The sequence below is a fragment of the Marinomonas sp. 63XJN7_9_ISO-PGPR-S23-217 genome (assembly GCF_056173515.1).
Map to the genome: position 1 here is coordinate 1,105,627 of NZ_CM149678.1, position 25,211 is coordinate 1,130,837.

Here is a 25,211-nt window from a genome sequence, read left to right on the forward strand (position 1 = left end):
TCATGGATGAGAACTTTCTCGCAGGTTATCCATCGTTGCAGGACGCCAAGTCCCTTGTGAATATGCTGCAAGGGCTGAAGTTGGTCGTGTTTGATGTGGATGGGGTCCTCACCGATGGCGGCTTATGGTACGCAGACGCTGGAGAGCAGGTAAAACGCTTTAATGTCAAAGATGGCGTGGCCATGAAGCTGTTGCCTAAGTGGGGTATCGATGTGGCGGTGATTACCGCGAAAGATTCAGCCCCCCTACGTAAGCGGATGAGCGACCTTGGTGTGACGCACTTTTACCCCGGTTGTCATAATAAGGCGGAGGCATTTGATGAGATTGCCTCAGCTCTTGGTGTGTTACCGGAGCAAGCGGCTTATGTGGGGGATGATGTGATCGATCTGCAAGTCATGCCCAAAGTGGGAGTAGCGTTTTGTCCGGCGGATGCGCATGTGCTTGTTCAGCGTCATAGTGACTTTGTACTGACAAAAGCGGCTGGTCAAGGTGTAGCGCGAGAAGTAGCAGACGTGATTTTAGCTACGCGAATGTCGTTAGAAAGTGCCTATGAATGGGCACAACAACCGGAGTTTGAGAAAAAATGAGCCACGCTGAGTTACCTGAATTTCATATCGTGATTCCAGCCCGTTACGCGTCTCAGCGGTTCCCTAAAAAGTTAATGGCGGATTTAGGAGGGAAGCCCGTTTTACAATGGGGATATGAGCTCGCCCTGAATGCTGGCGCAAGAACCGTCACCATCGCCACCGATCATGAAGTGATTTATCAAGCGGCTCAGTCCTTTGGCGCGCCTGTTGTGATGACGCGGGATGACCATGAAAATGGTACCGAACGTCTTGCGGAAGTGGCGGAAAAAATGGGCTGGCAGCAAGATGAAATCATCGTAAATGTGCAAGGGGATGAGCCCCTATTACCCGTTGAGCTGATTCATTCGACTGTTGCTGCGTTAGCACAAGACACTGCGTCTGAAATGGCCACCATCGCGTGTAAAATTCATGATGGGGAAGACTTTTTCAATCCCAATGTGGTAAAGGTTGTGTGTGATGAGCAAGGCCGAGCCTTATATTTTAGCCGCGCGCCTATGCCATGGGATCGTAATGGTTTTATGGATAACGCTACTAATGAAAGTTCGTTAGCGGAAGACTTTCCTGCTATGCGTCATATTGGCTTGTATGTGTACCGTGCCAGCTTATTGGCGAAGTACGCTACTTTGCCTATGTCGCCTTTGGAAAAGTGGGAAAAACTGGAACAGCTGCGCTTTCTTCATCAAGGGATCAAGGTACAAGTGGCGCAAGCGTCTGGCTTACCGCCCCATGGTGTGGATACGCAAGATGATCTTAATGCGTTGCGTAAGCATATTGCCTCCCTCTAAGTGACTTTCTCTTATATTCGTACTTTCTAAAAGGTCTCCCTCTAGAAAGTAACGAACTCGTTCTCTCTATTTTATTGACACCTTGAAAGCTATCTATGCGTTAGATGGCTTTTTTTATTTTCTTACTAAAGTCATCTCTGTTTTGTGTCGATGACTAATAAATGCGTATTATTTACAAATTAAATAGAAATCCAGCTAATAACTCTTATATTGTCAATAAATTGTATATATTTAGAGTGGGGTAGGCTGTTTTTTTTGCTTGTTGTCATGTCTGTTTGAATTTAGTCTGAGAAGAGTTGGTCTATGAAAATTTACATCAGTATGTTTGGGGCCTTGTTTAGCTCGCTAACATTAGCGGCTATGCCTGTCTATTTACCTGTAGGGTCAAGTTATACTTTGAGCGGGGTGATCAACCCTCGTGCGTTGTCGACGTCGTTATCAAATCCTGCTGCGCCTTATCTGATGGGCAGTGTGTCCTCTGGGCAAAATGTGCGTTTGGGATTGCTTGGTCCGGTTGGTCTTTCCTACGAGCTGGGGGAAGTCGGAAATTTGACGGATAAAGTCGACGACTTAGAGAGCCTGTTAAATCGTACGGACTATCAATCACAAGCTGAGGTTGATGCAGCAATAGCCAAAGCAAACTCTATTGTCAGTGACGTAGCAAATACAACCTACATAAAAGTAGCGGGCAGTAGCCACATCCCTTTTATGCCCTTTATTTATAAAACCAATACCCGTGGTGCGTTTATAGTCGATGCCAGCGCCTCCTTTTTGGGCAGGGCAAATGTGTTAGCCGATGATATCGTTGCTGAACAAACGGGCTCTACTTACAAGGTCAAATCAGACACTTCGTTTTATGTCAAAAAAGCAACGGATTTAAGACTGGGTTTGGGTTACAGTCAGAGTGTACTGAGAACGAATTACGGTGAATTGATTGGTGGTGTAAAAGCCAATCTACACAGAATTTCTTTAGGTCGCTCATTGGTTGTTTTAACTGATGAAAATGACGATGCCAGTAAAGTATTTACCGATTCTCTGTTTAGTGATCAACATGCGAGTTCCAATGTGGGGATTGATGTTGGTGCTATCTGGGTGAGTGACCATTATCAGTTGGGGGCGACTATTGCTAATATTAATCAACCAAAATTTGATTATGCTGATCTTGGAGACTGCGCCAATTTATCTGGTTCGGCATTAACGAGTTGTAATGCTGCTGTGTTGTTTGCAGGAAAGGGTAAGTTGGATTTGTCTGAAACCTATCAAATGAAGACACAAAGTACTATTGATGGTGCCATCACCTCACGAAATCGCCAGTGGATACTGGCAGGATCATACGATTTAAACAGTGTGAAAGATCCTGTTGGCGATAAGTATCGCTGGGCGGTCGCGTCTTTATCTTTCTTTAGCGATAACCTGATCGCACCAGGTTTTCGAGTGGGTTATCGAGAGAACCTCGCGGGTAGTCAATTAAAATACGTGACAGGGGGCCTGACCTTTTTTCGCCGTTTAAATTTAGATGTTGCTGTTTCAACGGGGACAACCGAATATAATGGGCACTCCATACCACGAAGTGCCTATTTTTCTATTGGTTACGATATGGCGTTTTAATCTGTCTGTGTCTGGTTAGTAATGCTAATTAATTGAGTGGGAGTCATGATGGCGTCGAGTGGAATATCCCAGCTTTCCATTGGCAAGCTCGCCACTTGCTGACAATCATGAGCGAGGCCTATTAACACGGGCTTCGCTTGTTTTGACTTATTGGCGAATGTGCGATCGTAAAACCCACCGCCCATACCCAGTCGACCTCCTTGGTCATCAAAGCCAACCAAAGGTAAAAACACTAAATCCATTTCAAAGCCAGATTTTTGAGAAACGTCAACAGGCTCTTTAATGCCAAAACGGTTTTCACGCCACAGGGTATTATCATCTATATGTTGCTGGGTATAGTGAGCGAAATCCAGAGATTGCTCTTTGACAACGGGCAAGTAAATGTTATGACCGAGTGACCACAGATGTTCGCATAATAAATGGGGGGAAATTTCACCATCATTGGTCAAGTACAAAGCAATGCGTTTGTCACCGCTGATGTTAAGAACAGAAGAAAGCGCCTGATAAGCATCCACTAAAGCCTCGGCGGCCAGTGACTGATCAGTTGCGCTTAAATGTCTTCGTGCTTGACGAAGTTGACGACGTAACGTTTGTCTAAAATCTACTGCTGAAGGCATAAAAGAGTTTCCCAAGTTGCCGTTTCGACTATTGGCCTTGAACCCAGTGGTTCAAGGTGGATGGATCTGAGGCTCTTTAGGCTTTCCGACGCACGGACATGCTCACCGAACCCACAGTCTCCGTCCGGGGTATTACTCATAGGCTCAAGGGCGTTAAGCCGCCTCGAACAACCCAGGAAACAAGTGCAGTATAGAGTAAGCGATGAGGAAAATCATCCCATGCTCACACTTGTTGCCTCGGCTGTATGAGGAAAATTCGTGTTCTCGCTCTTGCATGAAGCAAAGTTGATTAAAGAGTAAGCCGCTTTAACCTACTTTCGTTTGATGCGTGAGCGCAGCATCAAGCTGTGATGTCAGTTCTCGCAGCTGCTGCTCATTAGAGCGTGCGTATTTTCGGCCCGAAAGCATGTCGTGAGTAATATTCAATGCAGCAAGCACCGCAATTTTTTCAAGGCCAATGATTTTTCCGCTGGCTTTGATTTCGCGCATTTGCATATTGAGATACTCAGCGGCTTCTTTCAGATCCGCTTCGTGTCCTTTTGGGCAATTTATTTTGTAAGTTTGCCCAAGTATATTGACTGAAACCGTTGGTTTATCCATATTGACTCCATTTGATAGCAAGGCCCACCATAAAATGGTCTGTTTTTCCATCATTGGGTAGCGAATGGCATTTTATGCTGCGGTTAAATTCGTTACAATTGCGAATCACATTTATCCACTCTGTTTATAGCAAATTGACGCAAATATGGAAATCAACCCAATACTTTCTAAGATAAAAGACCTTTCTGCACGTACTTTAACCCTTCGGGGGTATCTTTGACTACGAGTCAAAGAAAGAACGACTAGAAGAAGTAAACCGCGAACTGGAAGATCCAAATGTTTGGAACGATCCAGATTATGCCCAAAAGCTCGGTAAAGAGCGTGCTGCCCTTGAAGTCGTGGTGGAAACCATTGATAACATGGAAAGTGGCATCGCCGATTCCAAAGAACTTCTGGATCTCGCCGTGGAAGAAGACGACAGCGAGTCTGTTGACGCGGTGCAATCAGAACTGGCTGAGTTAGAAACTTTACTGGCTAAGTTGGAATTTCGCCGCATGTTCTCCAAAGAAATGGATGAAAGCAGTGCCTTTTTGGACATTCAAGCTGGTTCTGGCGGTACAGAGGCCCAAGATTGGGCAAATATGCTGTTGCGTATGTATCTTCGCTGGGGCGAAGATAAAGGCTTCAAAGTCGAGTTAATGGAGGTCTCCGCTGGCGATGTTGCAGGTATTAAATCCGCGACAATTCGTTTTGAAGGCGAATACGCCTTTGGCTGGTTGCGAACAGAAACGGGGGTGCATCGTCTGGTGCGTAAATCACCGTTTGACTCGGGTAACCGTCGCCATACGTCGTTTGCGTCTGTGTTCGTCTCTCCTGAAATTGACGATAACGTAGATATCGATATCAATCCAGCCGACTTGCGTACCGATACCTACCGTTCATCCGGTGCGGGTGGACAGCACGTTAACACCACTGATTCTGCGGTGCGTATTACCCACGTGCCAACGGGGATTGTTGTACAGTGTCAAAACCAACGTTCGCAGCACGCTAACCGTGACTTCGCGATGAAACAATTGCGCGCGAAGTTGTACGAGTTGGAAATGATGAAGCGAAGCGAAGCGGCGCAAGCACTAGAAGACAGTAAGTCTGATATCGGCTGGGGCAGTCAGATTCGTTCTTATGTACTGGATGCGTCACGTATTAAGGATTTGCGTACCGGGGTGGAAACCTCTAATACAGGTGCCGTTCTAGATGGCAATCTAGATCAATTTATCGTTGCAAGCTTAAAACAAGGCCTATAAAGCGCCCAGTACTTATTTTTAAACATTTATAAAGAGCAATATCAAACCATGGCTAACGAAAAGACAACAGAATCTACCGCATCAACTGATGACAACCGTTTAGTAGCGGAGCGTCGTGCCAAGTTGGCGGCTATCCGTGAACAGCGTAATGCTTTCCCTAACTCTTTCCGTCGCGATGCTTACGCAGCTGACCTTCAGGCAGAGTTTGGCGAGTTTGAAAAAGCAGATCTAGAAGAAAAGGATCATAAGGTTAGCATCGCGGGTCGTATCGTTCGTAACCGTGGTGCCTTTATGTTGCTGCAAGACATGACAGGTCAAATCCAAGCTTATGTGAATCGTAAGGCGCTCAGTCCAGAGCTTTTAGCAGAGCAAAAAACGTGGGATTTGGGTGACATCATTGGTGTGTCTGGCCCAGTGCACAAATCTGGTAAAGGTGATTTGTATATCGATATGCAAGAAGCACAATTACTCACCAAATCCCTACGACCATTACCAGATAAGCATCATGGCTTGTCTGATATGGAAATGCGCTACCGTCAGCGTTATGTGGATTTGATTGTTAACGAAGAGTCCCGTGAGACTTTCCAAGTGCGTTCAAAAATCATTTCTACCATTCGTCGCTTCTTGGAAGATCGTCGTTTTATGGAAGTGGAAACGCCCATGTTGCAAACCATTCCTGGTGGAGCAACGGCTCGTCCATTTATTACCCATCATAACGCGATGGACATGAGCATGTACTTGCGTATTGCTCCAGAGCTTTACTTAAAGCGTTTGGTTGTGGGTGGCTTTGAACGTGTGTTTGAGATCAACCGTAACTTCCGTAACGAAGGCACGTCGACTCGTCATAACCCAGAATTCACTATGATCGAATTCTATCAAGCGTACGCTGACTACAAAGATCTTATGGATTGACGGAAGACATGCTGCGTACCGTGGCAGAGAAGGTCTTGGGTACAACAAAAGTGACCTACCAGGGGGCTGAGTACGACTTTGGAGCCCCATTTGTTCGTATGACCATGCTTGAGTCTATTCTTCACTACAACCCAGAGCTAACCGCTGCGGATCTGGAAACCGTTGAAAAAGCGACAGAAGTGGCGAAGAAACTGAAAATCGATGTGAAACCTATTTGGGGTTTAGGCAAACTTTGGACAGAAATCTTCGAAGAAACCGCAGAACACAAATTGGATCAACCAACTTTCATCACGGAATACCCAGCGGAAGTCTCTCCACTGGCGCGTCGTAACGATGATAACGAGTTTATTACTGACCGTTTTGAATTCTTCGTTGGTGGTCGTGAAATCGCCAACGGCTTCTCGGAGCTGAATGACGCAGAAGATCAGGCAGAACGCTTTAAGCGTCAGGTGGCGGAAAAAGACGCCGGTGATGACGAAGCCATGCATTACGACGCGGACTACATCAACGCACTAGAATATGGTTTGCCACCCACCGCTGGTGAAGGGATTGGTATCGACCGTTTAGTCATGTTGTTCACGGATGCACCTTCTATCCGTGATGTATTGTTGTTCCCACATATGAAGCCTCAGGACTAATCCGAGGTTATATATCTAAACAGCCACAAAGAAAGTTTGAATAGCCAGCGATAGCAGCTTGTGTTACTGGCTATTTTTTATATTATACTCGGGACACTTTCCTCAGAGGTTTTGCATAAATTAAGGTTGGTTTCACTAAGGGTTTTTATATTTAACAAAACAGGGAGTTTATATGGTTACTTTGTAAGAAATTATTATTGGTCGAGGTGAGTTGGAAAAAATATATCGTTCTGATGTATCGCTTACTCTTTGGAGAGCGGTCAATAAATCAGAGCTTCAAGTAGGAAATCCTCTTTACCCTGACTTAAAAGAAAAAATCTTACCAAACGGACGTATTCGGTTAGCTGATGTATCAACATATATGAAAGACGGTATAGAGTATGTTAAGTCTGAAGAGAGTAGAGGGACATCTCTTTCTGACAAAAATGGCCTTTTTGGACATAAAAACTGGGATTATGTCGTCATTCCTGCAGGTACAGTTGTTCCTCATGAACTTATTATCACAAAAGATCATTATATTTCCAAAAAGAAGAGTTGGCATTATTCAATATCCCCTAACTTTGATATGACTGTATCTAGTTTTCTGTCTGCTCTAGATCAGCTAGCAATCAATGCTAAGATAAAAATAAAGGTACAGAGCAATGTTAGACGCTGATATTAGAAGTATATTTGTCTGTATTCAGGCTTTAGAAGACGCTATTCGGTATTATGATTTGCTTGCTCAATCGGATACGACAGATAGTGATGACTATGAAGAATGCAAATATATGTATGAAGTCGAACTAAGTCGACTTTGTGAAATATACTCCAAAGAAGAGGAGCGAGGGAATGTCCCTGTTCCCTTAAAAAAACTCTTAAAGAATTCTTAGAGGTTAGAAGATGTCAGAGCCCTTTAACTGATAACAAGATTTGCCTTATCTAATATCTACTTTTAAAGGGCTCTGACCCCTTTATGAGAAGAAGTGGAGAGTTATTGATATGAGTCGTTTTTGGACAGATAAAATTGCTTCTCTTGACCCTTATGTGCCAGGCGAACAACCGCAAGACAAAAAGTACATCAAGTTAAACACCAATGAGAGCCCATACTCTCCCTCGCCAAAAGCCTTAGATGCCATGGCTATAGAAGTCAGTGAGCGTTTACGTCTTTACCCAGACCCAAATTGCATGACATTGAAAAATGCCTTAGCAAAAAACTACCAACTTGATACCAATCAAGTGTTTGTTGGGAACGGTTCGGATGAGGTCTTGGCCTTGGCCTTTATGGGTTACTTTGCAGACGGTAAACCTTTAGCGTTTGCGGATATTACCTACAGTTTTTACAAAGTATACGCGGGCTTATATGGCATCGAATCTAAACTGATTCCTCTAAGCGAAACATTTGATATTGTCCCAGCAGATTACGACAATCTAGATGTGTCTGGTGTGGTGGTCACCAACCCCAATGCGCCAACGGGTAAGGCTCTGCCGCTATCGGATATTGAATATATTCTAAAAGCCAATACAGACGTAGTGGTATTGGTGGATGAGGCCTATGTGGACTTTGGGGCACAAAGCGCGACCACCTTAATTAACCAATATCCTAATCTGTTAGTCGTGCAAACCTTGTCGAAATCTCGTGCTTTGGCTGGGATTCGAGTGGGTTATGCGTTGGGCCATCCAGACTTGATCGAAGGGCTAGAACGTTTGAAGAACTCCTTCAACTCCTATCCCATTGACCGTATTGCCTTGGCTGGTGCCACCGCCTCGGTGGAAGACGAAGCCTATATGCAAGAAATTTGCGCGAAAACCATCACGACCCGAGAGCAATCGGTAAAAGACCTAGAAGCCCTTGGCTTTGAAATCGTGCCATCGTCTACCAACTTTGTGTTTGCCACTCACCCAAACAAAGACGCAGAAGAGATTTACCTGTCATTAAAAGAGCAGGGGATTTTGGTGCGTTATTTTGGTAAGAAGCCAAGAATTGGTAACCACTTGAGGATTACCATTGGCACTGACGCAGAAATGGCAGCGCTGACCGCCGCTTTAGAAAAGCTGTTAAAATAAGTTTTTGAGTTTTGCAAAGGCCACATATTGTGGCCTGTTTAATTGGATAGCCTAGTGTAGATATCCTGCCTTTTTATAAAAAATTTGGATTCGAGGAAGTTGGCAGGGAAAAAGCTGAGCTATCTAGTGGTTCACCATTTGACGTTGTAGACATGAAGCGGTTCATATCTTAAAGGGCATGTAGGGGCTTGATCATAATAAAATGATTATTTATCTGCCTCCAAACTCTCTGAGCAGATGAGGTAACGACTATGTTAAGGCTATTTTGACAGCTACTTCCAACGACCCAACCCGAGGGCGTGTCCGTAGTGGCCTCTTAAATTCTTCGCTAAATCGCTATTGCATTGCACCTTTTCACCTAGCTATTACTAATTATTACTCATCATTACTCATTAGTCTCGTAAATGTAGCCTACTATTAGATAGGTCTGTAAATATTATAAGACCCGTCAATAGAGGAAAATATATGAGCAAGTATTACCGTCTAGCCCTAGGTATTAACATTGTATCTATAGCTGTTGTCTTACTATTTGCGATAGAAAACACAAACCTGCTGATTGTAGTTGTACTTATGGTGGGGGTGTTAGGATGTCTGATAAAAATGGAGCGTTTGGCAAAAGAGCGATTCAACTTTTATGTACAAATTCTCGATACGATACCAAATCCACTCTCAGTCACTGATCTGGATATGAAGTGGACGTTTGTCAATCGAGCGGCTACCGATCCTCTGGGTGTCAAACGTGAGGACGTACTCGGCCAACACTGTTCAAATTGGGGAGCAAACATCTGTAATACGGAAGACTGTGGAGTGAACTGTTTAAGAAAAGACAAGCCGGTCACTTCCTTTCACCAGTGGGGGAAATATTTTCGTGTCGACACTTTTTACATCAATGGATTAGATGGCAACAAGATAGGTCATGTTGAATATGTACAGGAAATATCAGAAAAGGTTGCGCTAAAAGCCGTTTACAAAGATGTGGATGCCATCAGTGAAAACCTCACAGCAGGAGCAAAAGACCTTAATGTTGCCAGCCGTGCTTTGACCGTCGGGTCGACTCAGCAAGCGGCGTCAATTACTCAAATCGGCAGTTCGCTCAATGAGATTCTTAGTCAGGCCAATGACAATGCCGAGCGTGCCTCAAAGGCCAGCGCCATTTCGTCTGAAGCGCAGCGGGCTGCGACCACGGCCTCCGATGAAATAAGAGAACTTGAGCAAGCGATGCAGGAAATTAATCGCTCAAGCGAAGCCATTAGTGACATTATTAATGTCATTGATGATATTGCCTCTCAGACGAATTTACTGGCACTTAATGCTTCCATTGAAGCGGCTCGAGCTGGTGAAATGGGACGTGGTTTTGCTGTGGTAGCGGATGAGGTAAGAAAACTTGCTGAGCGTAGTACAACCGCGGCTAGCGAGTCGGCGCAGTATATTCAGTCATCAGTAGAAAATGTCGAAAAGGGAAATGCTATATCACAAAAATGTGTGAGTGCATTGAGTGAGATTGTTAAGCACGTATCAACTATCTCCAACACCATCGAAGAAATAGATAGGGCATCGCAAAGTCAGGCGATGGGATTGAGCCAGGTCAATCAGGGGATGTCAGAAATTGATGATGTGATTCACTCGACGGCCGCGTCTGCGGAAGAGACTTCCCTCTCTGCCACTGAACTGAGTGAGCTTTCATTGCAGCTCCAGGCCCAGCTCGAAAACATGAGAAAAATTGACGGATTAATTGATGCTGCTGCCAAGAAAGACGCTAACCTTATTGAGGTTAAAAATGTGTCATAACATAGAGCAAAACCTAAAATGTGCTGAGTCTTGACCAAGACGAAAATGAAAAAAACGATAGTTGCTATTGCGGATCATTAAGCAAAAGGTTCAATATACCTAGATAGTACATTGAACTTTCGGCACACAGATAGCCTTTACGCTGCTTCTCTGTAAAGGCTATCTGTGTGCTTGGTGTTATATCTTGGTCGAAACTTATAAGATAAATCATGAAGTTAGAATTAGAACATTATTACTTACGTTCACTTGAACCAACTGACAGCGAGTTTTTTTACAAATGGTCCTGTGACCGTGAAGTGACGTTATATAGCCTCTCTTCTTATGCGTATCCACAGTCAAAATTAGACATAGAAAAATGGCTTTCAACCGTTAATTCGTCGGCTAAAAATGTCTCATTTGGTTTATGTAGTAAAAAGAGTGATCAGCTCATTGGTTACGCAGGAATATCCGCCATAAGCTCCTTAAACCGAAGTGGTGAATTCTTCATTCTTATCGGCGAAAAAGAGTATTGGGGAAAAGGCATCGGAACGTTAGTGACAAAAGTCGTGACTGATTATGCTATTCGGACGCTAGGTTTACATCGAGTGCAACTGACAGCAAGTGCTCAAAATATTGGCGCGGTAAAAGCGTATGAAAAAGCTGGCTACCAACATGAAGGTGTAATGCGTCAATCTGGCTTTCGTAACGGCGAGTTCGTTGACAAGGTTTTAATGTCAGTTCTTTCAACCGAGTGGCAAGGCATACCAAGTGTTTAAGCGGTTTCATCCCTAGCATATGATCCGCTTTTTAGTATCAATAGGTAAGAATATCGGCAGAAGTAACAATCTTCGTCATTGATCGTGAAACTAGCGGTAAGGAAAGCCTAGTAAAGCAAAAGGTCGAGCCTATTAGGCTTTTACAAACAAATCAACTAGATAATGCATAAAACTGGTGTGGATACAAGGCTTGTTCCTCTCCAATGCCACAAGCTGTAGGCAGCCTTAAACCGGAGTAATAATGGAAAACTCAAGCATTCCTTTTCAAACGATAGACTGGAAAAACGTTCCTCGAACAGAGCATAAGGGAGAAACTGGAATTGCGTATTGGCAAACTATGCAATTCGACGGTTTACGCGTCAGATACGTAGAATATTCAAAAAATTATAAAGCAGACCATTGGTGTGAAAAAGGTCACATAGTGTACTGTCTTGAAGGTGAAGTGGTAAATGAGCTTCAAGATGGAAGCCGATCAACTTTACGTAAAGGCATGTCGTATATTGTGTCAGATGATTTAAGCTCCCATCGTTCGGTAACAGAGAATGGTGTTCACTTGTTGATCATTGATGGCGACTTTTTAAAGTCAAATGCCTAATAAATTAATTTACAAAGACAAAATACGGAATGGCTATGAGAGAGAAGTACTTAGTCGATACCATTTCTAATATTCCAGAAATGATGGAATTGTTAACAATACTAAATGAAATCAAGCTGCCAAATCATTATTTAGCAGGAGGCTCGGTAACGCAAGCCGTCTGGAATCGAAAGTTGGGGAATGATCCACTTTATAAAGTGAAAGACCTTGATGTGGTTTACTTTGATCAAAAAATGTCGAGATCTGAGAAGGAATATGAAGCGGAAATCGACTCTCGAAAAACTCACTTGATGCCTGTTGATGTAAAAAACCAAGCTAACGTCCATCAATGGTATGGTGCAAAGTTTGGAAATAACATAGAGCCACTGAAAGAATCTGAAGATGGAATACGCATGTGGCTTCCTTGTTTTGCCGTTGGTATTCGTTTAGTCGATGATGTTTTGGATGTCTTTGCTCCCTTTGGTTTAGAAGACCAAGCCAACATGACAATTCGACCAAATAAAACGGCGATAAGTAAAGAAAACTACGACACAATGAATCGTAGCTTTAAGCAGAGGTGGCCGAACCTTGAGATCAAGGAATGGTAGCCGTTAACAAAAAAGGTGAAGTCAGTGAACTGCTTGGTCTGGCTTAGCAACCTCTGGACATCAACCTTCACAAGGCCAGCCACTGCGGCGGTAGCGGTATTGCGGTGACGTCTTCATTCCAAACCGCACATGCTGAAAAGTTTATTAGGTTTGTTTTTGGCTTAACGTTTTTATGGTTGTTGTGATAGGTTTACACTAGACTCTGTCGATCTTGGCGGTTGTTTTTAATCACACATACCGCTGTTATTTAGTCATACAACCACAATAATTTTAAACGAGACACACTATGAAACTCGAATCTATTGCACTTCATGAAGGCTATAAGTCTGAAGCAACCACCAAAGCGGCCGCTGTTCCTATTTATCAAACCACATCGTATACCTTTGATGATACTCAGCACGGTGCTGATCTGTTTAATTTAGCCGTACAAGGTAATATTTACACCCGCATTATGAACCCAACTACTGATGTGTTGGAAAAACGTGTGGCTGCGATGGAAGGTGGTATTGCGGCGCTGGCGGTGGCGTCTGGCATGGCGGCTATTACCTATGCGATTCAGTGTATTACGCAAGTGGGTGACAATATTGTCAGTACCAGCCAGTTGTATGGCGGTTCGTATAATTTGTTTGCGCACTCACTGCCGCGCCAAGGTGTGGACGTGCGTATGGTGTCGCATGATGATTTTGAGGGGTTTGAAAACGCGATTGACGAAAATACCAAAGCGTTATTTTGCGAATCTATTGGTAATCCAGCCGGTAATATTGTTGATATTGCGCGTCTGGCGGAGATAGCGCACAAGCACGGTGTTCCTTTGATTGTGGATAATATGGTCGCTACGCCTTATTTGTGTCGCCCGTTTGAGCTGGGGGCCGATATTGTTGTGCATTCGCTCACTAAATATATCGGCGGCCACGGTACAACAATTGGCGGTATCATTGTCGATTCTGGCAAGTTTGATTGGGTTGCCAACAAAAAACGCTTTCCGATTCTTAACGAACCAGACCCTTCCTACCACGGCGTAGTTTACACGGAAGCCTTAGGTGCCGCTGCGTATATAGGGCGTTGTCGAGTCGTGCCACTGCGTAATACAGGTTCTGCCATTTCGCCGATGAATGCGTTTCAAATTTTACAAGGTCTGGAGACATTGGGTTTGCGGATGGATCGCCATTGTGAAAACGCCCAGCGCCTTGCGGAATATTTACAGCAACACCCGAAAGTAGAGTGGGTGAACTACGCGGCCTTACCGGATAGTCCGTATTATGAAACCTGCCAAAAAATTACTAAGGGCAAAGCTTCTGGTATTTTGAGTTTTGGTATTACTGGGGGGATTGATGCCTGTGCTAAGTTTATTGATTCGCTCGATATGATTTTACGTTTGGTCAATATTGGCGATGCAAAATCATTGGCATGTCATCCGGCTTCTACTACGCACCGTCAATTGAATGACGAAGAGCTTAAAAAAGCTGGTGTGAGTGCTGATCTAGTGCGCATCTCGGTGGGTATTGAGCATATCGACGATATTATTGCTGACGTTTCACAAGCATTGGATAAAGCTTAATTATATGATTTGAGAGGGCCTGCATTCAAATGCTAGGCCTTCTATTGGGCTTGCTCTATCTGAGCGACGTTAGCCGTCATGCCGTTCATATTAATAGGGACGCTTTTTTAGGGAATTTGATTGTATCAATGAGTTTTTATATTTGAATTGTCCTTCTATTTTGAGGAAGATTTTATAAAAAAGATTGATAAAATAAAGTTAATAAGCATGATTATCAGTATCACTACTAACATCCAATAGAAGCCATGCAAATAACTAGAGGAAACTGCATTATATATAGTATGCTGTGCCGTTGAATCGTATTTACTTACTATATTTAAGCTTTCAGGGGTGTTGGAAAGTAGACCAATTAATTTATGGATGTCATCACTAGAAATAGAAGGGATTATCTGAACCAATTTCGACCTTACCGAAGACAGCTCCGTGTTCATCAAAACTGCCGTTAAGAAGGTAAAGCCGACAGTTCCTCCAATGGCACGTAACCCATTTAGTGTTGAGTTAACCATTCCATACTTATCCTTTGTAATCTGATTGAGTATCGACGTTCTAACAGGACCATTGATCATAAACATACCAATTCCAGTCAATATTAACATGGGGATCATTTTAAGATAGGTGATATGAGGATATAAGACTAACGTTATCATGACACCCAAAAGGCTTGCCCCAGAGCCAAGGGTTAATGGGAGCTTAACATTAAATTTATCAACTAAAAAACCACCTAGGTTTGCTGATATGATACCAAAGAAAAATAATGGAATTAATAAGAGTCCTGTTGTTAATGGAGAGTAATGGAAGGCTTTTTGTAGAAAAATAGTTGTGAAAAAAATAAGCCAAGTAGTGATTTGGTTAATGGTAGAAATTAATGACCCAGAAGCAAAGTTTGTAATTTTAAAAATACTAAGATCAATAACTGGGTGAAGAGAACGTTTTTCATAGTAAATAAATAAAAATAAGAAAACTATCGCAAAGGCGATACAGAAAATAAAACTCCATGATCTCCATCCCCATATTGAGCTATTGATAAAAACTAAACTCAATAAGGTTGTCGATAGCGAAATCGATAAAAATCCTTGCCAATCAAAGCCTTTTTTTGAAATGCCTGATGCTTCTATATTAGTCGACCGGGCTAACAATAAGTAAACAATAACACCAACAATGAGATTAATGTAAAAAATCCAGCGCCAGCTTAAGTACTTTATAAATAAGCCTCCTACAATGGGAGCGAAGGCCATGCTAATCAAAGAGGTACTTAATAACAAGCCAATCATTTTTCCACGTTGCTCTTTAGAGTAGGCTAATGTCACCATACTCATTCCAGAGGTGAAAAGAAATGTTGCTCCAATAGCTTGGAATAATCTAAAAGTAATAAGTGTAATGCTATTTGGTGATGAACCACATATTAGTGAAGCAATACAGAATAAAGCCAACCCAAATAAAAAACATCTTTTGTGTGAAAAAATGTCACTAATTTTTCCCGAAGCAAAAACAAGTGCGGATCGAGTTAATATATAAATATTAACTACCCACATAATAGTGGAGGGTGTGGTGTTAAATACATTCTCTAATGTCGGTAAAGCTACAGATATCCCTGATATATCTATGTATACCATGATAAAAGAAAGAGATACAGCTGCAAAAACTCTAGTTTTATTGTTCATTAGATCGTACTGTTAAATATTAATTGTCTCTATGCTAAAAGTTTATCTCAAGAATAAGCTGAAAGGTCAGATAATAACGTTCTGTCTAATCGTTTCATTTCCCTAATGAATAGGGTTGTGAGCTCTAGTCATTGATATTGGGAGAGATGTAGAGCAAATTTAGCATAGGTAAAATGTTCGTGTCATAAAAAGCCAGAACATTACACACTGTTTACATTCTGATGTTGTATTTTGTGAAGTGAAAATTGAGAATGCTTTATAGAAAATCCATATTAATCAAATGCATAGATGCATTTTTTAAATTAGATACTGTATTCTATACTTAATTTAGGTTGTTTTTTTGATAAAAAAGCCAGTAAGGATCAACCTTGTTGAGGCCTTGCTGGCTTTATAGTGATGTTATTTATGCTTTTGATGGACGAACAATAATTTTTACAGCTGATTCATTATTGTGAATTAATGTATCAAAGCCTTGGGAAATCAGGTCATCTAATTCGATTCGCTGGGTGATAAAGGGCTCTAAATTAACCTTGCCTTCCTCCACGAGTTTAATGGTTTCTTTATGGTTGTTAACATAAGCAATGGTGCCGCGAACGTCCAATTCCTTCATGACAACACTGTGAACGTTCACAGTTGCCGGATGGCTCCAAATGGAGACAATAACGATTGCCCCTTTTGCTTTTGTGCTTTCAACTAAAGTGTCTAATACCTTGTTATTGCTGGTGCACTCGAAAGCTACATCCACACCTCGGTCTTTTGTAATCTTCATCACCTCTTCTGTGACGTTGACCTCGGTTGGATCTAAAATATAATCTGCTACACCAGTATCATGAGCCTTTTCTTTACGTTTAGCGCTTAGCTCAGTCAGGATAACCGTGATGCCCTTAGCTTTTAAAACGGCAGACAATAACAAACCGATAGGGCCACCGCCACCGACTAACGCCACATCACCCGCTTTTGCCGCGCTGCGAACAAATGCATGATAACCGACGGCTAAGGGTTCAACTAAGGCGGCTTGATCCAAAGGAATGTCATTCGAAATAGGATGAACCCAACGGCGTTTTACGGCAATTTTTTCGGATAACCCACCACCGCATCCACCAAGACCAATAAAGTTCATATTCTTCGATAGGTGATAATTTTCACCCGGCCCAGTTGGTACTTCATCGGCAATAATATAAGGTTCAACGACAACGTGTTGACCGACTTGAATATCGTCAACACCTTCTCCCACCGCGTAAACCACACCCGAAAACTCGTGTCCCATGGTAACAGGGGCGGATTCTCCTGAAATAGGGTGTGGATGGCCGCAAGGTGGAATAAAAATCGGCCCTTCCATAAATTCATGTAAATCGGTACCGCAGATGCCACACCACGCAACATCAATGCCCACTGTACCTGGCTCAACACTAGGTTCAGGAATATCTTCAATGCGAATATCCCCTCTGTCATAAAAACGAGCAGCTTTCATTTTGCTTTCCTTGTGTTTGACTAATAGAGATGAGTAGAGTCCTTTTAACGCACCGCAGTCGAGCAAAGGTCTCTACTAAATCAAGCTACTCAGCACATCGAGTGCAGTCAAACTCTATGATGAAAAACTTGCTTGTTAATGACAATTATCAAGTAATTCCAAGAGGGGGTCAGAGCATGAAGCAATAGGTATTTGCCTAATGTTTATAAGGCGTAAAGTCGGGAACGGGTATCGTTGATTAGCATCTTGGTTTTCACGCTAGCATCAAGTCTATAACATCCCTCATAAAAGACATTGTAAATAGGACAAAAAATGAAGGTTCGTATATCAAAAGAAGAGGATTTAGACATTCTGGCAGAACTAAATTGCCAGCTTATAAAAGACGAAGGACATAGCAATCCAATGTCAGTCAAAGCGTTAAGAGCTCGAATGGCTTGCTGGCTTGTATCGGAATATTCAGCAGCACTTTTCGAGATCAACGATGAGGTTATTGGTTATACACTGTGGCGCAAGGACACTGACTTTATTTATATTAGACAGTTTTTTATTGCACAATCATTTCGAGGTAAAGGGAACGGCAAAAAGGCCTTTGAGCTAGCGAAAAAGCGCTATTGGGGCCAAGAAAAACTACGTTTAGATGTTTTAATAAATAACCTGAAAGGACTAAGTTTTTGGCGTTCAGTTGGTTTTTATGATTACTGTCTAACGCTGGAACAAGAAGGATAAGTTGCTTATATGCAGAATCTTATGTGCCAAATTGAAGTGGCTAAGGATATTGCTCAGGTTGAGCGGTTGTTACAGTGTGAGTCTGTGGAGAAAAAGATAAGGCAGGCTTTCGAACTTGAGCAAACGGTTTTTTATGCTTGCTTTGATGAAGTTCCTATTGGACTTGCATTTGTTGGTTTTAACAATTTTCATCCCCATTGGGCTCGTCCTTTTGTTTATGTAGCTGACGCCCAGCGTCGAAAAGCTGTTGGCTCAATGCTTTATCGTCGACTTCTTGTAGAGCCATTGCCTAACAATGTGCTTGGTTTTCAATTTGGTGCCGATGTGCAAAATACTGGATTAAGAGCTTTTATCGAGTCAGTTGGTTTTAAAAGACGGCTTGATTGTTATTCTATGGTGTTTGATTGTGATCAAATGCAGCAACCAGATTATTCAGTGCTTGAAGAAAATGGGTTTTATCTTTGTGATTTTGAAAAAGCGTTGGAATTATCGTTGGATACCAATGCGTTTTTAATTAACGCTTATACTCGTGATCATTATTGGTCGACACCTGTGTCAAACGATAGTGTGTTATGGATACAACAACTATCAAAATTTGACCCAAACTTTAGTTTTGTTATCCATGATGGTAAGGCAATTAAGGCTTGTGTTGCTAGCTGTGTTACTTCTTCGACATTAAACATCTGGTGGTTGTATTCAGATATTAAAACTAGTGATTATTTGCAGACTGTTTTATTATCGCACCTTACGCAAATTTCTCTTAACAACCACATAGTATTAGCTGATATTGAAATCGATTCTACTAAGACTAATTTTGATCAGCTATATCAATCTATTCCTGCCAAAAAGATAGATGTTTGTCAGGTTTATCAGCATGCTTTTATCTAAAAGAAAATGTTGGGCTTTACTAAAGGCAATATGTCTTTATAAAACCCATTAAAGTTTCTCAAAGTTACTAGGCTAATTTGTTTGTGTTTTAATAATGGCCTGAGAGAGTCCATTTAGATAAGAGGTAAGTACAGCATCTATGGATAATATGTTTTTGTACCAGCCATTCCAGATTAAAAAGCAAGTAATTAACGTTTTTAAATCTTGATCTAAAGACTTACTTTCGTCTTTTAGTATATTCAAACCATAGGTGGCGAAATCTTGTCTGATATCGTCTTCTTTTAAATTTGTCACAAAATTTTCTAGATCGGATTTCAGTTTTTCTTGAGTAATGGCAGGAATGTCTAAACTCAACCCTTTCATTTTTATAAAATAGAAAGCGGTACAGGTTTGTAGGTTCTTTGTTTGTTTATTCAGCCAATCTTCACTGTTTTTGAATGTGCTACCATCCCAACCTTCTAGGCCAATCGATTCACCAAAACGTAAATAAATTGACGATTTTAGTTGTTCTCGCTCTCCAGGTTGAGTGCCATTACCATAAAAACTTTCAAATATGTCAGAGACAGTCTGGCCATTATATTTATTACTACTGGCATTACCTGCCAGGATCATACCATCGACATTGGCTAAGTTTTTATAATACGCACCAAATTGATCAATGATGCCTTGTTTTTTCTCATGTTGTTTGGCTTTTGATAGAAGGTGATCCGTTATTTTATGTTGTAGTAAAAACTCCCCGGTGATTTCTGATAAATCACCAAGCCATCCAGAGGCCATCAATCGGTCTTCAACAACAGGCACTATATCTTTTATCTTATCCCAAATTTCTGGCTTTTCAATAATGCTTTCTGGTACGGGGGTGAGTGGGCCATTATGGTTGTTAGCGTCTAAAATGGCAAAGATATGTGCGACATCGTATAGGTCGTTATTAGACAGCACAACCTCATGGCTATGTTGCATTTTTTGAGTGTAATCACTGGCAGGGAAAGGCGTGATGTTTGCTGTTTCGGGGATGAGGAGTTTATTCCAACCAAATGAGTCGTAATAAATTTTTCGAAATTTGGTTAACATCAGGTTGGTGTCAGTGTCCACTGATGAATTGTCTTCTTCAATCGATTTCATAAAATCGATATATTCTGGCATCTTATAGTAGTTGCCATTTTCTGGTACATGATTATGAACAGACTCTCCGAAATTAAAATTAAAAACTTCGACTTCTTGCGTTTGCATTTGATTACTCCTGTTAAATCGTTAGCTGAATACTATGTCGATTGTGTTTAGCTTTTATTAAAATAATTTTTATCCTGTTGCTTTGTGAAAGCTTGAAAATCGTTATTCCACTAATTGTTTATATCTTTTTGGATGCAATGTACAGAGATTACCCTATCAAATAGGAGGAAAGTCTTACTAAATGCTAAGTGTGGTAGGTATTAGACAAATAGACTTGAGCTGTTATAGTGAGAAAAAACAAGAATAGGGTGTGAAAATGACATTCATGAACGGTGAAACACATCAGGTTTTTAATCAACCCAAAGCGCTTGAACACTATAACGCTTACCTTGCTGATAGGGTGCTGCAGTATTGGCAGAAGCGCTTTGATGGCGGTTGGGGAACTGAGCTTTTGACAGATTTTGGTGCTAGAGTCGGCTGTGACTTGCAACAAGCGGGTTTTCTTGCCAATAAATATTTGCCGGAACTGCATACACACAATCGTTTTGGTGAGCGCATTGATCAGGTTGAGTACCATCCAAGCTATCATCAATTAATGCAGCATGCTATCGAACATGGGCACTGTTCTTTGCCTTGGCAAAAACCGCAGGCTGGGAGTCATGTAGTGCGTGCCGCCTTGGCAGTGTTGCATACCCATGCTGATCCTGGATCGGGTTGCCCACTTACTATGACATTTGCCAGTGTGCCTGCGATTTCTGTTCAACCAAGTGTCGCCAAACACTGGTTGCCGAAAATTTTCGCCAATCATTACGATGGTGATAATAAACCTTGGTTTGAAAAACAAGGGGTGACCATAGGTATGGCTATGACAGAAAAGCAGGGTGGTTCTGATGTACGGGCAAATACCACCACTGCAACACTTCTCAAGGCAAGTGGGCCAGGTGAGTTGTATTCGTTAGTAGGGCACAAATGGTTTTGTTCGGCCCCCATGAGCGATGCCTTTCTGGTTCTGGCAAAGACGGATGACACTAAGTTGTCTTGTTTTTTAGTGCCTCGTTGGTGTGAGGATGGCCAAAAAAATGCTATTTACCTTCAACGTTTAAAAGATAAATTAGGAAATCAATCAAACGCTAGCTCTGAAATTGAATTTAGGGGGGCTCAAGGTTGGTTACTAGGGGAACCTGGCCGAGGCATTGCGACCATTATTCAAATGGTGGCGCTGACTCGTTATGACTGTATGTTGGGATCATCGGCGTTGATGATGCAAGCGGCTAAAGAAGCCATTTGGCATACATCAGGACGGAGCGTTTTCGGTAAAAATCTCCATCAACAACCATTGATGCTGAATGTGCTTGCTGACCTTGCTCTTGAAGCAGAAGCGGCGCTTGCTATTTCGATGCGCATTGCCCATGCCCTGGATAATATGGCCGATGAGAAGCAGGCCGCATTAGTGCGCAGCGCCACGGCGATCGGTAAATATTGGATCTGTAAACGTGCCGTTCAGCATACTTATGAAGCGATGGAGTGTGTTGGCGGTGTGGGGTATGTACAGGATAATGTCTTAAGCCGTTTATATAAAGAAGCGCCAGTCAATGCGATATGGGAAGGTTCTGGTAATGTGCAATGCCTCGACTTGTTACGAGTCTTCAACCGAGAACCTGACACATTGAAGGTCTTTTTAGAAGAGCTTGAGCTTGCCCGTCAGGCCAACCCTTTGTATGCAAAAAAACTCGATTCAGCCTATCGCTTGTTAGAAGACAAAGCTCATTTAGAGGTTCAGGCAAGACGAGTGATCGAGACCTTAGCACAGCTTTGGCAAGCCGCCAGCTTACTGATCTACGGCGATGAGGATATCGCGGATGCTTTTGTAACCGCACGCTTCAGTGACCATGGTTTTCACCAATATGGTTGTTTAGACAGTGGCATTGATATGGCCAAGATTGTAGCGCGTTTTATGCCTAAGCTAACCCCTTAACAGATGGTGAATAATGGTGTTGGTATCGTTAAAACGTTTTTCTCGCAATTTGGTAGCAATAGCCAAGTGGTATTTTTATAAGTTAGTTTTATTGAGGAGATTCCTATGACGGAGGAAGACAAACAAACTGCATTAGAGGCGTTAAAAATTGCGTTCACTTATATGCCAAAAGCGATAGAAGTGAACAAGTACGAATACGGTGAGCGATATCAGTTGGTGCTCAATCATGTGGAAACAGTCAGGGAAGCTCTGCTTATTCACGGTATCGACCCTGATGAAGTGGATGGCGAAGTGAATGCCGATATTGCGCCGAATTCGACTTATTAGGCTTCTTTCATTGTCTTGATTCATACTGTTTGTGGGTGATGGCGTGTGCCTCAGAGCTAGATTTGAAGTTAACTCGCACTAAACGGGTCTTACTGTTTAGTGCGAGTGACTGGATGGTTTAAAAGGCATGATGAAAAAACTAAAACTAAGCGTTTGATTGGAAGCCCATACGGAAACCACCCCAGTGCTTGCCCTTTACAAAAATCGGCACGGAGAGATCATGTAAGATCTCACCAGTGTCTCGTTTATAGGTTTGCAATAAAAAAGTATCGGTATGTGCGCCACAGCGACGTCCTGTTGGATCGTTAAAAATGCGTTTGGTGCGATTATTGATCAGGTCTTTTTCATAGTCACCGCTTAAGGGCTGACTGAACTTTTTGTTATGGGTCGGGAAATAACCATTGATATCTACCGCGCCAGCAAACATGACTTCGCTATGTTTTTCTAACACGACTTCTTGAATAGGCGGAAAAGCCCGATCACTAAATGAATCGTAGGCCGTGTTAAATTTCTCCGGATTACTCCCTGGAATGGGTCGATAATCTCTAGAAAAAACTGCTTCTTGGGTGAGCTCACCTTTTTCAATGGCCTCTTCAAAGACCTTAGCAATGGCCTGTGCCGAAGTGTGTGCTGTGTTGAGTAAATCTGAGAAAAACAGGGATTTATCGACTTTATCTAACTCTCTAAAGACCACTTCAGCACCATTACTTAAGCCGGACGCTTCTTGGGCTAAGCGGTCACTTCGTTGGGATATATCGTTTAATGACGTGCCAATGCGAGAAATAGAGCCGCTAATTTGACTGCTGGTGGAACCTAATACTTCCCCTGCACTCTCCACCTGAGAAAGAACAACGGAGGCGTTTTGTACTTCTTTGGTTAAAGAAACAAAGCGCTGAGTTTCCCCCAAGAGCGCAGTAGACAGGGTTTCGGATAGCTCTTTTAGCGAGGACATTTCGTGATTTGTGGCCTCACTGTTACGGCGCACATCTGTCAGTAAGCCAGAAATTTGCTCGGATGCCGTCGCGCTTTTTGCAGCAAGCGCACGGACTTCATCAGCCACCACCGCAAAACCTCGACCTTGCTCCCCCGCACGTGCGGCTTCTATTGCGGCATTTAAAGCTAATAAATTGGTCTGCTCAGAAACCCCTTTGATAACAGTGGTAATGGTATCGATGTCGTCGGCACTTTTAATTAACAATGCTAATTGATCACTGGCCGCTTGCACCTTTTGCGTTAACTCATTTATTTGCTCGGAACTTTGCGTAAGCATCTGCTGAGCGATGCGGCTTGATTCAGCGGTATCGATCATGGTGTGAGTCAATTGAGTCAGGTTGTTAGAAAGCGTTAAGCCCGTATCTGAGAGACTTTCTACCGCTTGAGTAATTTGCTCACTATCATCACGGGTAATGTGGATGTCTTTGCTGAGAGTGTCAACGAAATGGGATACTTCAGCAGCTCCCATAGCCATTTTTGATGTGGCGCTGGTCACGGTTTTACTGACTTGAGAGGAGCCTAAGTCCTCTTTCACAAGAGAGGGCTGATTGGGCTTTTTCTTATGCTTATGGGGTGCCGATAAGAATTTTGATAAGACAAGAAAACAGCAAAGTAGTATACCGACAAGAGCATAGGGTAAAGGCATAATGTCTTGTAAATAGTTAATAACGCAGATCGCTATAAGCCCCAATACGCTCCCTAACTGTAAATACAATATCATGCTTCATGCTTCCTTATTGTTTTTCTCTAGTGTGTAACTATGTCATTAGGAGGTCAATCTAAAATAGAAGGTGAGTCATCCTTGGTTCGGTTTTTTCACGACACTGAATCTGCGATTTTTTGCTTTGATTTCAACGATAACAGCCATGCTTGAAAGCGTTAAGTGTGATCGTTACCTATCTTCGCCGCTTGTCAAAGTCACTAACGCAAATATCTGGCTAACTTCCAATAATACCGTGACATGCAGATGGATAAGATGATATTAGTCATTTAAAGTCTGTTTTACTTCTATAAATGTTCTCAGGTAAATGAAATGGAACCACAGCAAGTATTGAAGAACTATGAGTTAGCTTTGGCTAGCCAAGATTGGTGTTTGGTGGAACCTTTAATGCATAAGAATGTTTGTGTGACATTTTCAAACGGGACTTTTAAAGGCATTGAAGAAGTTCGGACGGTTTTTGAAGAAAACTTTTCCTCTATAAAAGACGAGCAGTATTCAATATCAAAGGCACACTGGGCTCACATTTCTGAAACAGAAGCCGTGTGTCTGTATTGTTTCAGCTGGAAAGGAATTATTGAGGGAGAGCACTGCTCAGGAAGTGGCAGAGGTACCACTGTACTGATCAATGAAAACGGGTGCTGGCAAATAATAACGGAACATTTGGGGCCTAATGAGTCATAACCGATTTAGTTAAAGCAAAATAGCATATTAATGAAGTTCCAGCTTTGAGTCGCTAAGAATGTCTAATTTAAAATAGAATCATTTTGGTTTTTTTAAGTGGTTTTTAAGTGAAGATTTTTTCATAAGCAAAAAAACGATTACGATCAGTAATACAGATGCTCCAGAACAAAGCAATGCAACAGACCAGCCATATGGACCAATATCGCACTGACTGCTTTCATACCGACATAGTACATCCAAAGGGCTATAACGAAAGGTCCAATAAGAAAAATACCCAAGTATTA

General features: G+C 42.3%; 22 protein-coding genes, 1 other RNA gene and 2 pseudogenes. 18 read left to right on the plus strand and 7 right to left on the minus strand.

Features of this window, described 5'->3' with window-relative positions:
- The first annotated feature begins 2 nt into the window (after positions 1 to 2).
- The 3 genes from AC0VYI_RS05205 to traF all read left to right on the plus strand — a co-directional run bounded on the left by AC0VYI_RS05205 (position 3) and on the right by traF (position 2,980).
- The gene (locus AC0VYI_RS05205) at positions 3 to 587 is read left to right on the plus strand and encodes a KdsC family phosphatase (RefSeq protein WP_475447767.1); all 585 of its coding nucleotides are present in this window, start codon (positions 3 to 5) and stop codon (positions 585 to 587) included.
- Positions 584 to 1,372, plus strand: a complete 789-nt coding sequence (gene kdsB, locus AC0VYI_RS05210; RefSeq protein ID WP_475447769.1) for a 3-deoxy-manno-octulosonate cytidylyltransferase — start codon at positions 584 to 586, stop codon at positions 1,370 to 1,372. Before AC0VYI_RS05205 ends, kdsB begins: the two co-directional genes overlap by 4 nt.
- Positions 1,373 to 1,675: 303 nt before the next feature.
- Positions 1,676 to 2,980, plus strand: coding sequence for a conjugal transfer protein TraF (traF, locus tag AC0VYI_RS05215; protein WP_475447771.1), 1,305 nt, complete (start codon positions 1,676 to 1,678; stop codon positions 2,978 to 2,980).
- On the opposite strand, the gene AC0VYI_RS05220 is transcribed toward traF, so the two are convergent.
- The 3 genes from AC0VYI_RS05220 to AC0VYI_RS05230 form a co-directional block, all read right to left on the minus strand.
- Complete coding sequence (locus AC0VYI_RS05220; protein WP_475447773.1) at positions 2,977 to 3,597, minus strand: 5-formyltetrahydrofolate cyclo-ligase; 621 nt, start codon at positions 3,595 to 3,597, stop codon at positions 2,977 to 2,979. The genes traF and AC0VYI_RS05220 overlap by 4 nt on opposite strands.
- A gap of 4 nt (positions 3,598 to 3,601) precedes the next feature.
- A non-coding RNA gene (gene ssrS / locus AC0VYI_RS05225) (6S RNA) lies at positions 3,602 to 3,779 on the minus strand.
- 124 nt (positions 3,780 to 3,903) lie between these two features.
- Positions 3,904 to 4,197 (minus strand): cell division protein ZapA, encoded by a 294-nt coding sequence (locus tag AC0VYI_RS05230; protein WP_199477807.1) that lies wholly within the window; start codon positions 4,195 to 4,197, stop codon positions 3,904 to 3,906.
- A 145-nt stretch (positions 4,198 to 4,342) separates the two neighbouring features.
- On the opposite strand from AC0VYI_RS05230, the gene prfB reads away from it, so the two are divergent.
- The 10 genes and pseudogenes from prfB to AC0VYI_RS05280 all read left to right on the plus strand — a co-directional run bounded on the left by prfB (position 4,343) and on the right by AC0VYI_RS05280 (position 14,314).
- Positions 4,343 to 5,438, plus strand: a protein-coding gene (gene prfB, locus AC0VYI_RS05235; protein WP_199477808.1) for a peptide chain release factor 2 whose coding sequence is annotated in 2 segments (ribosomal slippage) — positions 4,343 to 4,414 and positions 4,416 to 5,438 — 1,095 coding nt in all. Because the reading frame shifts where the segments join, the coding sequence is not laid out codon by codon here.
- Between the two features lie 48 nt (positions 5,439 to 5,486).
- A pseudogene (gene lysS / locus AC0VYI_RS05240) lies at positions 5,487 to 6,988 on the plus strand (lysine--tRNA ligase).
- 211 nt (positions 6,989 to 7,199) lie between these two features.
- Positions 7,200 to 7,643, plus strand: coding sequence for a Tse2 family ADP-ribosyltransferase toxin (locus AC0VYI_RS05245; RefSeq protein WP_475447775.1), 444 nt, complete (start codon positions 7,200 to 7,202; stop codon positions 7,641 to 7,643).
- Positions 7,630 to 7,857: a hypothetical protein gene (locus tag AC0VYI_RS05250; RefSeq protein WP_067016774.1), complete on the plus strand. Its 228-nt coding sequence runs from the start codon at positions 7,630 to 7,632 to the stop codon at positions 7,855 to 7,857. The genes AC0VYI_RS05245 and AC0VYI_RS05250 overlap by 14 nt, the downstream gene beginning before the upstream one ends.
- A gap of 109 nt (positions 7,858 to 7,966) precedes the next feature.
- Positions 7,967 to 9,031 (plus strand): histidinol-phosphate transaminase, encoded by a 1,065-nt coding sequence (hisC, locus tag AC0VYI_RS05255; RefSeq protein WP_475447777.1) that lies wholly within the window; start codon positions 7,967 to 7,969, stop codon positions 9,029 to 9,031.
- A 465-nt stretch (positions 9,032 to 9,496) separates the two neighbouring features.
- A pseudogene (locus tag AC0VYI_RS05260) lies at positions 9,497 to 10,588 on the plus strand (methyl-accepting chemotaxis protein); the annotation flags it as partial.
- Between the two features lie 440 nt (positions 10,589 to 11,028).
- Positions 11,029 to 11,574: a GNAT family N-acetyltransferase gene (locus AC0VYI_RS05265; RefSeq protein ID WP_475431201.1), complete on the plus strand. Its 546-nt coding sequence runs from the start codon at positions 11,029 to 11,031 to the stop codon at positions 11,572 to 11,574.
- A gap of 241 nt (positions 11,575 to 11,815) precedes the next feature.
- Positions 11,816 to 12,169: a DHCW motif cupin fold protein gene (locus AC0VYI_RS05270; RefSeq protein WP_199477812.1), complete on the plus strand. Its 354-nt coding sequence runs from the start codon at positions 11,816 to 11,818 to the stop codon at positions 12,167 to 12,169.
- 35 nt (positions 12,170 to 12,204) lie between these two features.
- Positions 12,205 to 12,756 carry a nucleotidyltransferase family protein gene (locus AC0VYI_RS05275; RefSeq protein ID WP_475447780.1) on the plus strand — a complete coding sequence of 184 codons (552 nt, stop codon included), beginning with the start codon at positions 12,205 to 12,207 and terminating at the stop codon, positions 12,754 to 12,756.
- Between the two features lie 286 nt (positions 12,757 to 13,042).
- Entirely contained in the window at positions 13,043 to 14,314 is a 1,272-nt protein-coding gene (locus tag AC0VYI_RS05280) for an O-acetylhomoserine aminocarboxypropyltransferase/cysteine synthase family protein (protein ID WP_475447782.1), read from the plus strand.
- 155 nt (positions 14,315 to 14,469) lie between these two features.
- Here AC0VYI_RS05280 and AC0VYI_RS05285 read toward each other — a convergent pair whose 3' ends face one another.
- Both AC0VYI_RS05285 and AC0VYI_RS05290 read right to left on the minus strand, forming a co-directional pair.
- A complete protein-coding gene (locus AC0VYI_RS05285; RefSeq protein ID WP_475447784.1) occupies positions 14,470 to 15,975 on the minus strand; it encodes an MFS transporter in 1,506 nt (501 codons plus the stop codon).
- Positions 15,976 to 16,378: 403 nt separating this feature from the next.
- Entirely contained in the window at positions 16,379 to 17,446 is a 1,068-nt protein-coding gene (locus AC0VYI_RS05290; RefSeq protein ID WP_475447786.1) for a 2,3-butanediol dehydrogenase, read from the minus strand.
- A gap of 312 nt (positions 17,447 to 17,758) precedes the next feature.
- On the opposite strand from AC0VYI_RS05290, the gene AC0VYI_RS05295 reads away from it, so the two are divergent.
- A complete protein-coding gene (locus tag AC0VYI_RS05295; protein WP_475447788.1) occupies positions 17,759 to 18,172 on the plus strand; it encodes a GNAT family N-acetyltransferase in 414 nt (137 codons plus the stop codon).
- A 9-nt stretch (positions 18,173 to 18,181) separates the two neighbouring features.
- Complete coding sequence (locus AC0VYI_RS05300) at positions 18,182 to 19,060, plus strand: N-acetyltransferase family protein (RefSeq protein ID WP_475447790.1); 879 nt, start codon at positions 18,182 to 18,184, stop codon at positions 19,058 to 19,060.
- Between the two features lie 72 nt (positions 19,061 to 19,132).
- Here the strand turns inward: AC0VYI_RS05300 and AC0VYI_RS05305 are convergent, their stop codons facing one another.
- Complete coding sequence (locus tag AC0VYI_RS05305) at positions 19,133 to 20,290, minus strand: hypothetical protein (RefSeq protein WP_475447792.1); 1,158 nt, start codon at positions 20,288 to 20,290, stop codon at positions 19,133 to 19,135.
- A gap of 256 nt (positions 20,291 to 20,546) precedes the next feature.
- On the opposite strand from AC0VYI_RS05305, the gene AC0VYI_RS05310 reads away from it, so the two are divergent.
- Together AC0VYI_RS05310 and AC0VYI_RS05315 are read left to right on the plus strand one after the other, a co-directional pair.
- Positions 20,547 to 22,205, plus strand: a complete 1,659-nt coding sequence (locus AC0VYI_RS05310) for an acyl-CoA dehydrogenase family protein (RefSeq protein ID WP_475447794.1) — start codon at positions 20,547 to 20,549, stop codon at positions 22,203 to 22,205.
- Positions 22,206 to 22,310: 105 nt separating this feature from the next.
- Complete coding sequence (locus AC0VYI_RS05315) at positions 22,311 to 22,532, plus strand: hypothetical protein (protein WP_199477820.1); 222 nt, start codon at positions 22,311 to 22,313, stop codon at positions 22,530 to 22,532.
- Between the two features lie 145 nt (positions 22,533 to 22,677).
- Here AC0VYI_RS05315 and AC0VYI_RS05320 read toward each other — a convergent pair whose 3' ends face one another.
- Positions 22,678 to 24,246 carry a methyl-accepting chemotaxis protein gene (locus AC0VYI_RS05320; RefSeq protein ID WP_475447796.1) on the minus strand — a complete coding sequence of 523 codons (1,569 nt, stop codon included), beginning with the start codon at positions 24,244 to 24,246 and terminating at the stop codon, positions 22,678 to 22,680.
- Between the two features lie 312 nt (positions 24,247 to 24,558).
- Here AC0VYI_RS05320 and AC0VYI_RS05325 point away from each other — a divergent pair, with 312 nt between their 5' ends.
- Positions 24,559 to 24,927, plus strand: coding sequence for a nuclear transport factor 2 family protein (locus AC0VYI_RS05325; RefSeq protein WP_475447798.1), 369 nt, complete (start codon positions 24,559 to 24,561; stop codon positions 24,925 to 24,927).
- The last annotated feature ends 284 nt before the right edge of the window (positions 24,928 to 25,211 follow it).